The sequence below is a fragment of the Idiomarina sp. A28L genome (genome assembly GCF_000218785.1).
Lineage (GTDB): Bacteria > Pseudomonadota > Gammaproteobacteria > Enterobacterales > Alteromonadaceae > Aliidiomarina.
In genome coordinates, this window is the sequence record NZ_AFPO01000007.1 from 63,309 (window position 1) to 77,858 (window position 14,550).

Below are 14,550 nucleotides of genomic sequence, written 5' to 3' on the forward strand. Positions count from 1 at the left end.
CGATAAATTATTCGCTCGCAAACTTTGCACGCTTTGCCGAATACATAGCTTCATCGGCTTCTCTTAATAATTGATTAATATGCGTTGCTTTATCGGTTGTGTAATAGCCGATACTTACATCAATGGAAACGCTTTTCCCATTTGGCAAAATAATAGGTGCCCGAATAGCTTCGCGTAATCGATTACTAAATGCGGCTTCATCTATTTCTGCCTTATAGTTTTCGGCAACGATTATAAACTCATCGCCACCAAAGCGAGCGCACACCTCGTTTCCTCGAGCGTGAGAACGAATACGTTCAGCAGTTTGTTTCAAAACAAAATCGCCAACCTCATGGCCATGCTCATCATTTATCGGTTTGAACTCATCTAAATCGAGCATCAGCATCGTAATACTAGAATTGTTCCGCCGGCTTCGCTGCAGCGCCTCTTCTAATTTTTGATTCAAACCGTTTCTATTCAACAGCCCGGTGAGCATATCGGTAGTAGCCATAATACCAAGCTCGGCGGTGCGTGCGGCTACTTTCGCCTCAAGTAAAGCTTCTTGCCGCTGCATAGCATTCAGCATTGCGGCTTGTGCCCGCTCTTTTTGCCGCTTTAACTTGTTAAATCGAGCCGCTAGCGCAATCGAAAGCAACAGCATCTCAAACGCAGAGCCAATTTGAATGCCATACAAAGTGAAGAAATTAGAGGGCACTAAACCTAAATTACGTAAAGCAAATAAGGTAACACCCGTTAAGAATATTCCCCACGCAATAACGAACAAACGAGCACCCGGCACGCCTTTAACTGCACAATAAACACTGCAACTAACAATTAATAACGCTGTAATAAGACCATTAATATCCATCACATATAGCGCCAGTGGGCGGGGGAACAGCCAGGCTCCAACAACCGCAATAGGCACTAAACACAACCAAGCATTAAGTGCTTTATTCCATTTGGGGCTATGTATTTTCGTTTCTAAGAAATTTCGAGCAAACCAAGTGCCAAAGAATGCCGATAACGTAAAACCAAATATCATGATGCGGTTGCCATCGAACCCTAATTGCCCCCAGAACAGCATAGTGCCAAGCCCGTTCATAGTAACAATGCCAATACTAAACGAGCCCACAAATAATGCGTAAAGTAGGAACACTTTCTCTCTTAAGCCTATGGATAACAATAAATTATAGAGGCCAAGACCCAGCAGCATACCAAGATATACAGAAAGCCAAAAATTGCGGTAATCGTTTGCTGGAAAAAAGCTTTCTGGCGCTACCAAGTTAACATCAAGCGCAATACTGCCTTCGCTATCAATTAAGGCGAAAACTTGAATTCGTTCATTGGGCGCCAATTCAATCGGAAAAATAGGTTGGCGATTCGCCAACACCCGTTCATTGGCCGGCAACACATTGCCGCTGCGCATGATTTCAATATCATTCCCGCGTAAAACAAATACGGTTACTTGATCTAGAAACGCATACTCAAACTCAAGTAAACGCTGCTGCTTAGTGTTGGTTTGATTATAGATTTGGGTATGCAGCCAGATTCGATCTTGGGTGTAGCCAAAGTGCAAATCAGAACGGTTTGCTACCGGAGAAAACTCAGCAAGCCGCTCTTGAATATCAAAGAAGTTGAAGCTTTTAGTTGAATCGCGGAAAAACGATAAATGCTGCTCGAGCGGAGCACTTTCTAATCGTTCACCATTGATTTGCTCGGGGGCCTCGGAAGCAATAACGAAATAGTGTGGCTCGGCTGCTGCTGCAAAGTTGATGCAAGTGAAAATAGTAACAGCAAAAACATAACGAACGATCAATGCAACGCGGTACATTCAAGCCCCCATTTCAAACTTCCCGAATGCAACCTCAAAAAGCACGATCACATTTTGTTGTTATTCATCTGAATTTAACAAGTTTTTAAGCTGATCGCCAAGAACTTAGGAAAAAATGCCCATAGCTTGCCGAAACCTATAGGCTAACGCATACTCAAGATTATTCATCTAGAGGGTACTCACCATGAAAATTTCATTTGTTACCGGCATGTTATTGGCTATTGCCAGCTTTTCAGCACAAGCCAATTTACCTTGTAAAGAAACACGCACCATTCAGATGCAGTTAAACGCCGAATCGTTAGATATGTTAGAAGTAGCAATAGGTGCTGGTAAACTCGATATCACCGGCCACGATGAAAAGGCTGCTCAGCTTGAGATTCGCATGTGTGCCTCTTCACAAGAGCGCCTTGATAGAATGGCCGCGAACCATTCGCAGCGCGGAAATACAGCAGCTTTAAATTTAGAAACGGGTGGTGATAGTAATTCTTTTCGCGCTGGGTTATTTCGCAGTGCTAATTATGGCTATTTTAAAGTAACAGGATCTATTCCTGAACATTGGGGTATAGCACTAACATTAGGTTCAGGAAGTGCTGAACTGGAAAAAATAGCCCTACTTCGAGCAACTGTTGGCAGTGGCTCATTAACTGCAGAGCATATTGACGGTCATTCAATGGTGAGCATCGGAAGTGGTTCTATTGAGCTAGAACATACTCACAACATCGAAATTGGTACTGTTGGTTCGGGTAATTTTGCAGCTGAGGGAGTTCGAGGCTCAGTAACCATAGGCAGCATCGGTTCAGGTTCAGTTGAACTTGATAAAGTATCGGGTGGCGTAAGCGTAAACAGCATTGGCTCGGGTAGCCTTGATATTGACGGTGCGGGCAACGATGTTGGGATCGGCAGTTTAGGCTCCGGCAGCATTGTAGTGCGCAATGTGGATGGCAATGTGGTTGTTCGGGCTAAGGGGTCTGGCTCCGTGCGCACTCACAATGTTAGCGGTAATGTTAGCGTTCGCGATTAAGTTACCAGCGGCTCAGCCGATACTCACTAACTACCACCATAACTTTTCATATAAAAGTAAACTTTAGGAGTATCGCTTGCGCCATTTCCCAGTAGCACTACCGGCAACATTCATAGCCGCTTGTTTTGCGTTATCGGGTTGTTCACCTGCTGAACAATCCGCAACAGAGCCTACCTCTACGGCAACTCAAGCCAGCTTCGAAGCAGATAATCATTGGCGAGTAGAAACGCCCACAATTGATGAACACAGTTTTGCAAACAGCAATCAAGTGCGCACACCGCATTTACATCTTAGCTTGGCTGTTGATTTTAATGCGAAAGTGCTTTCTGGTTATGTGGAGTTTGAACTGGAATACTTAGAAGCAAATACCGATACCCTAATTTTAGATACCGAAATGCTCACCATTGCGCGTACTGAAGCCTATACCAACGGCGAATGGGCGCATACCGAGTTCAACCTTGGCGAACGCGATGTAATTCTTGGCACGCCACTTTCAGTAAGCTTACCGCCCGGTGCCGAAAAAGTTCGCGTGCATTATTCTTCTTCCCCAGAAGCCACCGGCCTTGATTGGGTTGCACCGGAAGGTACTGCAGGTGGTAAACATCCGTTTTTGTATAGCCAATCACAACCCCATTACGCTCGTACTTGGATTCCGATTCAAGATACACCAACTGAGCGCTTAACCTTTTCTGCCGAACTCAGAACACCCCCTGAACTCATTGGCTTAATGGGTGCAAATAACCCGCCGAATCCAGAACGAACTGGGGTTTACCAATTCGAAAGCCGGCAGAAAATACCTTCATATTTGATGGCTATTGCCGTGGGTGATTTGGCATTTCATGCGTTGAACGAACGCATGGCGATTTACGCCGAGCCCTCGGTGTTGGAATCTGCGGTTGCAGAGTTTGGTTACACTACCGATATGATGAACGTAACCGAAGAGCTATTCGGCCCGTTCGCGTGGGATCGGTATGACCAATTGGTATTACCGCCAAGCTTTCCGTTTGGTGGCATGGAAAATCCGCAACTCGCCTTTTTAACACCAACGGTGATCGCAGGTGATCAGAGTTTAGTGAGCTTGATTGCTCACGAGCTGGCGCATTCATGGTCAGGAAACTTGGTAACCAACGCTACCTGGCGTGATTTGTGGCTCAACGAAGGTTTCACCTCTTACGTTGAAAACCGCATTATGGAAGCCGTGTATGGTAAAGAGCGCGCGTTAATGGAACGTATGCTTGATGCACAATCACTTGATGCTGCTTTACCTAGCCTATCTGAGCGCCAGCAAGTTCTGCATATTGAACTTGCGCAACGGGATCCTGATTCTAGTTTCACTGCGGTGCCTTACACCAAAGCACAACAATTTTTATTCTTTTTAGAAGATCGTTTTGGCCGTGATACCTTTGATGCCTTTGTTCGTCAATACTTTGCAGATTTCGCCTTTCAAAGTTTAACTACTGAACAGTTTCAAGATTATATGGAACGTGAGTTAGTACTACCAAACCCCGGCCGGGTTTCACGTGAAGAAATTATGCAATGGTTATACGCACCCGGATTACCAAATAATTCACCGCGCCCACAAGTTGCTGCTTTTCAACGTGTAGCGGAAGCCCAAGAGCGCTGGTTTGCTGGCGAAACTATAGATATAAGTGCTTGGAGTATTCACGAACGTTTATATTTCTTAAGTAACTTGCCTGAAGATGTAAGCCAAAATCAGCTAGCCCGCATGGACCGCGAGTTTAATCTTACCCATACCAAGAATAATTCGGTTCTTTCAAATTGGTTGGTAATCGCCATTCAACATGATTATCAGCCCGCAATGCCAAGAGTTGAAGAAATGCTCATTAGCATGGGGCGTTTAGCTTATATACTCTCTGTTTATCGAGCGCTTGCAGCCACACCTGAAGGGTTAGAGCAAGCTCGGCTGATTTATGCAAAAGCGAAGCCGAGCTACCACGTACTTACTCGCGATCAAGTAGAAGATGTGCTGGGCTTGTAATAAAAAGAGCGTGTAAGGTACCGTTTTTTTAAAGTGCCGCCACAGGAAATAGCATTTAACCTTCCATGGCGGCAAACATTGATTGCACTTGATAACTAGAATTGTGAAAATCACTTATTCTCGCAGCTTCATTAGCCACGGTGTTTTTCATTGAAAAATCATATTCAAACTGCTCAACCTCTTTGAGCAAATCTCCGAGCGCTCCCTGATAGCGCAAAATAGCTTTACGAATCTGGTCCGATATATTCAATAAATCCAGAAAATCTTCTTTATCTACACCCAACAGAATATCGCAACCAGAGAGTAAGCCGGTGAGAAAGGCTTTGTTTCTTAGCGATTTATCCATGCTTTCGCTCGCCATTTCCGCACACATAAAAGCTCTAGTTAGCACTATACGCGCCTGCGCGGCCTCGGTGTGGCGCAACGAGGTGATTAACAAAACCCATTTTCGCAACGGCTCAATGCCGATCATTACAATTACTTCTTTCACCGATTCAATTTTTCGGCGCGAACCATAATAGGGGCTATTCACGATTCGCAATAGGTTCACCACCAAAACGGGATCTGAGCTCAGCGCCTCGGTTACTTCATCGATTTCTGGCTCATCACAAAACAACTTATCAATCAGCATAGTAAATTCAACCGCACCCGGCGGTACCTTAGTGCCCTCTATAATTTGTGGCCGGGCTAAATAAAATCCCTGAAATAAATCAAAGCCAAGATTTCGATAGGCATCATAGGTGTATTTATCTTCAACCCGCTCCGCTAACCAAAGTACATCAAGATGGCTGAATTTTTTAAAGAGCTTTGTGGCCTCTGAGAAAGTAGTTTGCTCAATATCAACCTTGATCATGCATGCTAACTCAAGCAGCGGCTCCCACTCAGGTTGAAATTCAAAATCATCAAGTGCAAACCGAAATCCCTCATTCACCCATGCACGAACCGCCCGAATAATTTCAGGTGTGGGAGTAATACGTTCTACCAATTCAATAATAACGAATTCAGGGTCTATCGGAAGGAAGGCTTTAGAAAGTAGGAATTCAGCAGAAACATTAATACAAACGGGTTGCTTGAAGTGCTCTACATACTCAGCGATACCGGTACATAAGTTATAAACAAGCTCCGTAGTTGCAGCTTCATCGCCGATATCAAGCGCAGTGAAGCCTTTATCGCTGCGATAGAGCAATTCGTGCGCATAAATCTCTTTGTTTCGCCCATAAATCGGCTGGGAGGCAAACAGTTGCTCAGCCATAAATATCCTTTTTTATCTGTTGTATTTAACAGAGAATGCACCGCAAAACATGCGCGTAATTCGGAATCATTCCACTGTTACAAAGATCGTTTTAAATCAATGCAATACGATGATGCTAACAACATAGCCTAATTTTTGTTCGTAATATAGCCACCTACTCAAATTTTCGTGAACTTAGAACACTAAAGGCCTATAGGTTCGCTTACAAAAACCTATCGCCGCCAGTTATGGAAACGCTCTAACCAACGCAAAGCGCCTGCTGGAGCGTTAGCTCGCCGCCAATTTCCGGCTACATATTTGTTCGCCTCGTTCATGGTTGGATAAATATGAATCGTACCTAGAATTTTATTCAAGCCGATCTTGTATTTCATCGCTAAAACAAACTCGGCAATCAAATCACCAGCCCTCGGGCCCGCAATAGTTACTCCAAGAATGGTATCTTTTCCGGGTTTAGTAAGCACTTTTACAAAACCATACGCTTGGTTATCGGCAATAGCACGATCCAGATCATCAATGCCATAACGCGTTACTTCATAATCTACACCGGCTGCGCGCGCCATTTCCTCATTCATACCAACCGTAGCAATTTCCGGCTGCGTGAAGGTAGCCCATGGAATAACTCGATAATCAGCTTTAAATTTTTTCAGCGGCGCAAACAACGCGTTTACGCTGGCATACCAAGCTTGATGCGATGCCGTATGAGTAAACTGATAAGGCCCGGTTACATCGCCTGCCGCATATATCGTGGGCACACTCGTTTGCATAAATTCATTACTGGGCAATATATGCGTGGTTTCGATGCCTAGCTCTTCGAGGCCAAAGCCTTTCAGGTTTGCTTGCCGGCCAACCGCCACAAGAACGGAATCAAATGCTACCTCATCATGGCCCACCACCTTGCCATTGGTATCCAATATTTCAAGTTGAGCAATGCCTTCAGATTGATTACCTGTGAAACCAATTACCCGATGCTGCAAGCGCAGATCAATGCCTTCAGCTTGCATGTGCTCAGCAAGCAATTCCGAAACTTCGGTATCCTCTTTACCCAACAAACGCTCGGCCATTTCTACTTGTATTACCGCACTTCCAAGTTGTTGGAATGCTTGTGCTAACTCGCAACCAATGGGCCCGCCACCCATTACCAACAAACGTTTTGGTAGTTTTTTGAGATCCCAGAGCGAATCGCTAGTTAACAGGTGCACTTGATCAATACCTGGTATCTTCGGCACCAACGGTTTACCACCCGTGGCTACAATAATGGCTTTCGTAGTTAGTTTTTGTTTTCCTGCTGCAGTTTCAATTTCCACTTCCCATGGCGAAACAATGCGGGCATAGCCAGAAACCACATCCACTCCAAGCTCAGTGTAACGTTCAATAGAATCGTGTGGCTCTATAGTTTTAATAACCTGCTGCACGTGCGCCATAACCTGCGGGAAATCAACTTCAGTTGCTACCGAAGGTAAGCCCATACCAGCAGTATTTCGCTGCTTAACTTGCCGCGCTACATTAATCAGTGCCTTTGAAGGTACGCACCCAGTATTAAGGCAATCGCCCCCCATTGCATTTGCTTCCACCAGCGTAACCTTCGCTTTAGTAGCCGCTGCAATATAGGCGGAAACCAAACCTGCGGAACCGGCACCAATCACCACTAAATTACGATCAAATTGCTTTGGTTTTTGCCAACCTTTCAATGCTCGGCGGCTTTCTAAAAAACCCAAAATAGCTTTGGCGATTAGTGGGAACATGCCTAACAAGGTGAAAGAAAGAAGCAACCGTGTAGAAAAGATATCGGCGGTACTCTCAATACTTGCCAGCTGCGTTCCGGCGTTTACATACACAGCAGTACCGGCAAGCATGCCCACTTGCGATACCCAGTAGAAGGTAAACGCCTTAATTTTAGTGAGCGACATTGCTAAGTTCACCACAAAAAACGGGAACAACGGCACTAAGCGTAGAGTAAGCAAATAGAATGCGCCGTCTTTGCGAAAGCGTTCATTAAATTTTTGCAGCCGATCACCAAATTTGTTCTGTACCCAATCATGCAAGAAAAAGCGCGCGATTAAAAATGCTAGGGTGGCGCCAAGGGTAGAAGCAAAAGATGCTATTAATAGCCCCCAGCCAAAACCAAATATGGCACCCACGCTGAGCGTCATTATGGTAGCGCCCGGCAACGAAAGCGCTGCTACAGTGATATAGACGGCAAAACAAATAACTACAAGCGTGACGAAATTCTGTTCCCGAAAGGCAACCAGCGATTGCTGTTGCTCGCGCAGTTGAGCGAGCGATAGATATTGGCCTAACTCAAGAACATAAAATGCCCCAATAACACCGGCGATAATAATGAGTAGCACAATCCTTATGAGGATTTTGGCGTTACCGTTCATGATTTGTCCTTGCTGTTAGTATTGTTTTTATCAGTTACTGCCGAGCGAGCATTAGCGCTCGTGAACGGCTGCAATAAAAGTGCGTGCAAACGATTGCGAGTTGACTCACGAAACTCATGGAGCCCCAACACCATACCTGCATGCCCATCTTTTGGATCACCTCGATAGGTATTAAACAACTTATCCCACCAAGGTAGATTAAACCCGAAATTACTATTGGTTTCTTCCTTATGCCAAGAATGATGAACCCGATGCATATCTGGGGTAACAACAAACCAACGGAGAACTTTATCTACTTTCTGCGGAAGCCGAATATTGCTGTGGTTAAACATAGAGGTGCCATTCAGTAGTACTTCAAAAAGTAGCACCGCCACTGCCGGTGCACCAAAGAGAACAACCACAGCCATTTTAATAAGCATAGAAAGCAGCATTTCCAAAGGATGAAAACGCACGGCAGTAGTAACATCAACATCTACATCGCTATGATGCATACGGTGCAAGCGCCATAACCACGGCACGTGATGAAACGTGAGGTGTTGCAACCAAATAGCGAAATCGAGCACTAAAATGGCAGCAATAACATGCAACCAAACTGGTAAGTTAGGAATTAAATAAAACAACCCAAACTGCGCTTCTGCTGCCCACAGTGCCGCACCAATGGCGGCAGTAGGAAAAACTAACCGCAATGCAATAGAATCAATAATGATAATGCCACTGTTGCTCACCCAGCGTTCACGGCGCGTGCGCTCACGTTTGCGCTTAGGTGCGAGGCCCTCCCATGAAAGGAACAAGGCTAATAACCCTAAAAAAGCGCTTAAACGCAGCCAAACTTCATAAGAAAGCAAGGTTTCCATTAAATTCTTTTCCCAGACAATGAACTATCATGATACACAGATACGTAATCTTTTCCTGAACATATTCATTTTGCTAAAAACTTTTCAAGCAACGGCAGTGTTTAACGCTATGATTAGAGAATACAACATGAATTGCATTTCTTGTTCTAATTTTGCGCATTCGAATAACTCGTTCTAGATTCAACTAATAACCAAAAATAAGAGGAAAGATTTATGAAGAAATTACTCTGCTGGATTGCCGGCCTTAGCGGCTTTGTAGCGCTGTTTATGCTATTTATATCTGGCCCACTATATCGCTTTGAAATTCTTGGCCTTGGCAATGCGTTTTTATTAATGCGCTGGGCCGCCTATGTAGGCATAGCTGCAATAGTTTTAGTGTTGTTAGCACTCATTATTTTACGCCCTAGTTCGAACAAGCATCGTGTTGTATTGGGCATTTCTTTGATTCTTGGCTTTATCTCCTTTTACATGCCCTACAGCCAACTTCAAACAGCGCGCAGCGTTCCAGCCATTCACGATATCACCACCGATACCGTTAATCCGCCTGCATTCGTTGCTGTTGCGCCATTGCGTGCCGATGCACCAAACCCTGTAGAGTATTCAGGCCCTGAAGTGGCGCGCCAGCAATTAGAAGCTTACCCTGATTTGCAAACTATGCGCTTCAATGAAGAACCTGCCGATGTATTTGCAGCGGCTCTAGCAGTGGTGCAAAGCCGTGGTTGGGATCTAGTAGCCGCAGCAGCTAATGATGGCCGCATTGAAGCAACCGTTACCACCACATGGTTCGGCTTTAAAGATGATGTGGTAATTCGTATTCAAAGCGATGGCGGTGAAACATTACTCGATATGCGCAGTAAATCACGTTTGGGTGGAAGCGATGTAGGCGCTAACGCAGCTCGCATACGCGGCTTCCGTGATGACCTGCAAAATCGCTTACGTTAATTTAAATTAAGTTTTTAATTAAGTGTGAGCAGGAATACCTGCTCACACTTTTCTAATTGCGGCGTTTTTGCAACCGGCGCTGCAAAGTTCTGCGGTGCATTTTTAGTGCCCTTGCCGTGGCAGAAATATTGCCCTCATGCTCTTGCAGGGCGCGCTGAATCATTTCCCATTCCAAGGTATCTACACCAACCGGCTCACTGCTAAGCTCTGGTGCTTCTTCATCGCCGGCAATAGCTTTTAATAATTGATTCATCTCTATTGGTTTCGTAAGGTAATCAACCGCACCGTGCTTGATAGCATGTACCGTAGTTGCAATGCTTGCATAGCCAGTAAGAATTATAATTCGAGCCCGAGGCCACTTTTCTTGTAGTGCCTCTAAATGCTTCAAACCAGATTCGCCCTGTAGATTCAAATCAAGGAGAATTACTGCAAAATCTTCACTGCCATAATTAGCGAACGCTTCTTCTGGTGAAGCACAGTGCACCGCTTGCCAATCGTGGTGGCTCAACCTTCTCACCATAACGCGAGCGAACGGCTCATCGTCGTCTATCATCAGTAGCTGCATATCAATGCTTCCGCTCTAGATATAATGGAATGCGAACTTCTTGAACTACTAAATTTTTGCGTGGCAAACTTACCGCTAAAGAGCCAGCGAAGCGCTCTAGCGTTGCATTACTGAGCAGCATACCAATACCAAACCCGTTCTCACTAGGGGTACGTTTGGTACCAAGGCTTTCAAGCCTTTCTTCTGTCATGGATTGATTGGGATTTTCTATCCGCAATAACCAATGCGTTTCGTTGTGTTGCGAAAAAATACTTACTTTACCCGAGCCAATTTTTTCAACTTCACGAGCGGCATTACGAATTAAATTTAATAATGCCGGCAATAACGCATGATCAGCTCGAATAGAGGCGCCACTATCGCATTCACAAGTAAACTCTATTGCCGCGGAAGCATGCGCAATAGTAAGTTGTTCTTTTAGCTCATTAAGCACCTTATCAACCAGAAAAACCTGCATTTCGCTATCGTCTAAAGAATGGGTTACTCGGCGCAAATCATTCAGTAATTGAGTAACTCTGGAAAGTGGCTCTGCCATTTCTGCTAACACTGGGTGTTGCGGAAACTCTTCCCTAAGTTCTTCATGTAACAGGCTTATCGTAGCCAAAGGTGTGGCAAGCTCATGCGTATATTGCGCCGAAGCTGTAGCAACCGCCAAAATTTGCTCTTGCCGCAACTGCTCTTCCCGCATCTTCTGCAATTTTATTTGGCTGTTTTCTAACCGTTTTCGCACGATTCGAATCATGCTAGCTAACAGCGTTGCCGCCACAAAGAAAGTGAACGACATAGCTGCATAATGATCAGCTAGCGCACTATTAGCGTGGCTACTGTTTTGCATATTCCAAAAAAATAGCCCCTGAGCAATAAATGTGGTTAATAAAATAACCCAAGCTCTAGGAGCCGAAAGCATTAAAAATGCAATCGCGATAGGCAGAAGTAAAAAGGAATTCGCTGGGTTCATGGCACCGCCTGAAAGTGCTAACGCGCAAACCCACACAATAACCATGATAAATATTTGCGCAAACGCGAGAATCTCTGATTTACGCCCTCGCAGAAGCCATGTGATAGCCCCCACAACTGCACTTAACAACCCCAAAGCTAGCCAAATCAAAAGCAACGTAAACTCTTGCTGCGGTATTTGCATCAGCGCCATTACGATAAAAATAATCGCCGAGGCGCTATACAGAACGCGAATAAGCCATGATGTAGAAGCAACCACTCGTTGCATAATGAACCTTTAATGTTAGTTGCTTGGCTAATTAAATTGGTTAGTAACATTGGTGCAGATATGGCCACCGGCCATGGTCCACTCGATGAAACTATTCATATTATGATGTTCATTTTAAATTACAGCGAGTTTGCCCCAGATTCAACTAATCACTTCAACGCGGGTGTTGAATATTGCCCCACAAATGCAGATGAACTGAAGTATTTTTAAGCGTAAGATGGTTGAAAAATATTAAATTGGAAATAAGTATTTATGAATAACAACAACCCACAAAAACGCATTTTCATTACTGGCGGCGCCAGCGGCTTCGGTTTGGCCATTGCTCGTTTTTACGCGAAGCAAGGCTGGCGTGTGGCGATCGGTGATATCTCCGATGAGCACGCAAAAACTGCGGTTGCCGAGTTAGAGCAGCATGCAGCCGAAGTTCGATATTTCCACTGCGATGTTACCCGCGACGAAGATTTGCAAAGCGTTGCTGATACCCTAGCAGAAGCTTGGAAAGGTGTTGATGTGGTTGTGAACAATGCCGGCGTGGCTCAAGTAGGAGCCATTGATGATGTAAGCATGGCAGATTGGGAATGGATAACACAAATTAATATGCTTGGCGTAGTGCGTGGCTGCCGGGCGTTTACACCTATGCTTAAAAAACAGCGCCAAGGCCATATCGTTAACGTGGCTTCCATGGCGGGCTTACTTGATTTACCAAATATGGCTGCCTATAACAGCACCAAAGCGGCCGTAGTGTCTATATCTGAAACCTTAGAGAATGAGCTCGCACCGTTCAATATTGGTGTTACCTTGGTATGCCCTTCTTTTTTCCGAACGAACCTCGGTAACAGTATGCGAAGCACCGTGCCTGGAATGAGAAAAACACTCGATAAGCTCATGAGCAAAAGCGATCTCACCGCCGATGATATTGCTACACAGGTAGCGGCTGCCGTTTCACAACGGAAATTCTATGTACTACCGCACGCATTAGCTCGCCGTACTTGGCGCTTAAAACGTTGGTTACCACGCAGCCTTTACGCGAAGATGATTCAGAAGCAATCTGCAAAATTTGGAGGCCGCAAGTGAGCGAAAACAAAGAAATGCAGCGTTTATTTTCCGCTCAAAAAACACATTTCAACAACACCCCTTATTGGCCCGCTGCCGAGCGAATCGATCGCCTGAACAAGTTAAAAGCTGCGCTGTTAAATCAGCAAGAATTACTGATTAACGCTATTAATGAAGATTTTGGCCGCCGTTCTGCCGATGAAACCCGATTAGCCGAGTTGTTACCTTCCGTTGAGGGTATCAATTACGTGAACAAACGAATTCGTAGATGGATGCGCCCTTCTCGCCGCAAGGTAGGTTTGGCCTTTCAGCCGGCATCAGCGCGAGTAGAATATCAACCGCTTGGTGTTGTTGGCATGATTGTGCCTTGGAACTACCCACTCTATTTAGCAATGGGGCCGTTAACCGCAGCCATCGCTGCTGGCAACCGCGCAATGATTAAAATGAGTGAGTTTACCCCTGCCACAGCGGCGGCTTTCCGCACCTTACTTGCGGAAGTATTTCCCCCTGAAGAAGTATGTGTAATAACAGGCGAAGCCGAAGTTGCAGCAGAGTTTTCTCGTTTATCGTTCGATCATATGCTTTTTACCGGCGGAACCAATATTGGCCGCCATGTAATGAAAGCGGCTGCTGAAAATTTAACCCCAGTAACCTTAGAATTGGGTGGGAAATCACCGGCTATTATTGGCAAAGCCGATACCGATATAGCTTCGGCGGCTGAACGTATTGCTTTTGGTAAAGCGCTTAATGCAGGGCAAACCTGCGTTGCACCCGATTATGTTTTATGCCCAGAAGAACAGCTCAGCACGGTAGTTGCCGAACTCACTCATGCATTCACAAGCATGTATCCAAGCTTTAAAGATAATACCGATTACAGCTGGATTATTAACGCTAAACAGTTCGACCGCCTGCATGATGTATTACAAGATGCCATTACCCGTGGCGCCAACGTAACGCCAATTAATCCGCAAAACGAATCGTTCTCTGGAACTCGCATTATCCCGCCTACTTTAATTACCGGCGCTACTATGGAAATGAAGGTGTTACAGAGCGAAATTTTCGGCCCGGTACTACCCATTATTACCTACCGTGAATTTAGTGAAGCACTGGAATACGTGCGTAAAGGCGATCGGCCACTTGCGTTATATTACTTTGGTGATGATCGTGCTGAGCGCGATCTCGTATTAAAAACAACTCACTCCGGTGGTGTTTGCATTAATGATACCGTATTTCATGTTGCTCAAGATGATCTGCCTTTCGGTGGTGTTGGCCCTTCAGGGATGGGGCATTACCATGGCCACGAAGGTTTCCTTACTTTCAGTAAGGCGCGGGCGGTATTGCAAAAAGGCAAATTGAACAGCGCTAAATTAATTTACCCTCCATATGGTGGGAAATTGCTAAACACGATTTATAAGCTGTTCATTCGCTAACGCTTTTGTTGGTAAACAGTG

At 45.1% G+C, this 14,550-nt stretch carries 12 protein-coding genes; 6 read left to right on the forward strand and 6 right to left on the reverse strand.

Translation table 11 applies throughout. From position 1 onward, the window contains the following. Positions 1–7: 7 nt before the first annotated feature. On the reverse strand, positions 8–1,810 hold the full coding sequence (locus A28LD_RS02080; RefSeq protein ID WP_007419401.1) for a diguanylate cyclase: 1,803 nt from the start codon (positions 1,808–1,810) through the stop codon (positions 8–10). 184 nt (positions 1,811–1,994) lie between these two features. Between A28LD_RS02080 and A28LD_RS11825 the strand changes: the two genes are divergently transcribed. Together A28LD_RS11825 and A28LD_RS02090 are read left to right on the forward strand one after the other, a co-directional pair. Next, positions 1,995–2,831, forward strand: coding sequence for a hypothetical protein (locus tag A28LD_RS11825; RefSeq protein WP_007419402.1), 837 nt, complete (start codon positions 1,995–1,997; stop codon positions 2,829–2,831). Between the two features lie 76 nt (positions 2,832–2,907). Then, on the forward strand, positions 2,908–4,830 hold the full coding sequence (locus A28LD_RS02090) for a M1 family metallopeptidase (protein WP_007419403.1): 1,923 nt from the start codon (positions 2,908–2,910) through the stop codon (positions 4,828–4,830). Positions 4,831–4,885: 55 nt separating this feature from the next. Here A28LD_RS02090 and A28LD_RS02095 read toward each other — a convergent pair whose 3' ends face one another. The 3 genes from A28LD_RS02095 to A28LD_RS02105 all read right to left on the reverse strand — a co-directional run bounded on the left by A28LD_RS02095 (position 4,886) and on the right by A28LD_RS02105 (position 9,317). Next, on the reverse strand, positions 4,886–6,082 hold the full coding sequence (locus A28LD_RS02095; protein WP_007419404.1) for an EAL and HDOD domain-containing protein: 1,197 nt from the start codon (positions 6,080–6,082) through the stop codon (positions 4,886–4,888). A 212-nt stretch (positions 6,083–6,294) separates the two neighbouring features. Beyond that, positions 6,295–8,463 (reverse strand): FAD-dependent oxidoreductase, encoded by a 2,169-nt coding sequence (locus A28LD_RS02100; protein ID WP_007419405.1) that lies wholly within the window; start codon positions 8,461–8,463, stop codon positions 6,295–6,297. Further along, on the reverse strand, positions 8,460–9,317 hold the full coding sequence (locus tag A28LD_RS02105; RefSeq protein ID WP_007419406.1) for a sterol desaturase family protein: 858 nt from the start codon (positions 9,315–9,317) through the stop codon (positions 8,460–8,462). The genes A28LD_RS02100 and A28LD_RS02105 overlap by 4 nt, the downstream gene beginning before the upstream one ends. 213 nt (positions 9,318–9,530) lie before the next feature. Between A28LD_RS02105 and A28LD_RS02110 the strand changes: the two genes are divergently transcribed. Continuing rightward, positions 9,531–10,259, forward strand: a complete 729-nt coding sequence (locus A28LD_RS02110) for a DUF1499 domain-containing protein (protein WP_007419407.1) — start codon at positions 9,531–9,533, stop codon at positions 10,257–10,259. A 52-nt stretch (positions 10,260–10,311) separates the two neighbouring features. On the opposite strand, the gene A28LD_RS02115 is transcribed toward A28LD_RS02110, so the two are convergent. Together A28LD_RS02115 and A28LD_RS02120 are read right to left on the reverse strand one after the other, a co-directional pair. After that, positions 10,312–10,824 carry a response regulator transcription factor gene (locus A28LD_RS02115; RefSeq protein ID WP_007419408.1) on the reverse strand — a complete coding sequence of 171 codons (513 nt, stop codon included), beginning with the start codon at positions 10,822–10,824 and terminating at the stop codon, positions 10,312–10,314. A 1-nt stretch (position 10,825) separates the two neighbouring features. Next, positions 10,826–12,046, reverse strand: a complete 1,221-nt coding sequence (locus tag A28LD_RS02120; protein ID WP_007419409.1) for a sensor histidine kinase — start codon at positions 12,044–12,046, stop codon at positions 10,826–10,828. A gap of 12 nt (positions 12,047–12,058) precedes the next feature. Here A28LD_RS02120 and A28LD_RS02125 point away from each other — a divergent pair, with 12 nt between their 5' ends. From A28LD_RS02125 to A28LD_RS02135, 3 genes are read left to right on the forward strand one after another with little or no spacing between them, the layout of a single operon-like run. Then, positions 12,059–12,256, forward strand: coding sequence for a hypothetical protein (locus tag A28LD_RS02125; RefSeq protein WP_139043493.1), 198 nt, complete (start codon positions 12,059–12,061; stop codon positions 12,254–12,256). A 42-nt stretch (positions 12,257–12,298) separates the two neighbouring features. Then, positions 12,299–13,120, forward strand: a complete 822-nt coding sequence (locus A28LD_RS02130) for an SDR family oxidoreductase (RefSeq protein WP_007419410.1) — start codon at positions 12,299–12,301, stop codon at positions 13,118–13,120. Further along, positions 13,117–14,529, forward strand: coding sequence for a coniferyl aldehyde dehydrogenase (locus A28LD_RS02135; protein WP_007419411.1), 1,413 nt, complete (start codon positions 13,117–13,119; stop codon positions 14,527–14,529). Before A28LD_RS02130 ends, A28LD_RS02135 begins: the two co-directional genes overlap by 4 nt. Positions 14,530–14,550 lie beyond the last annotated feature (21 nt).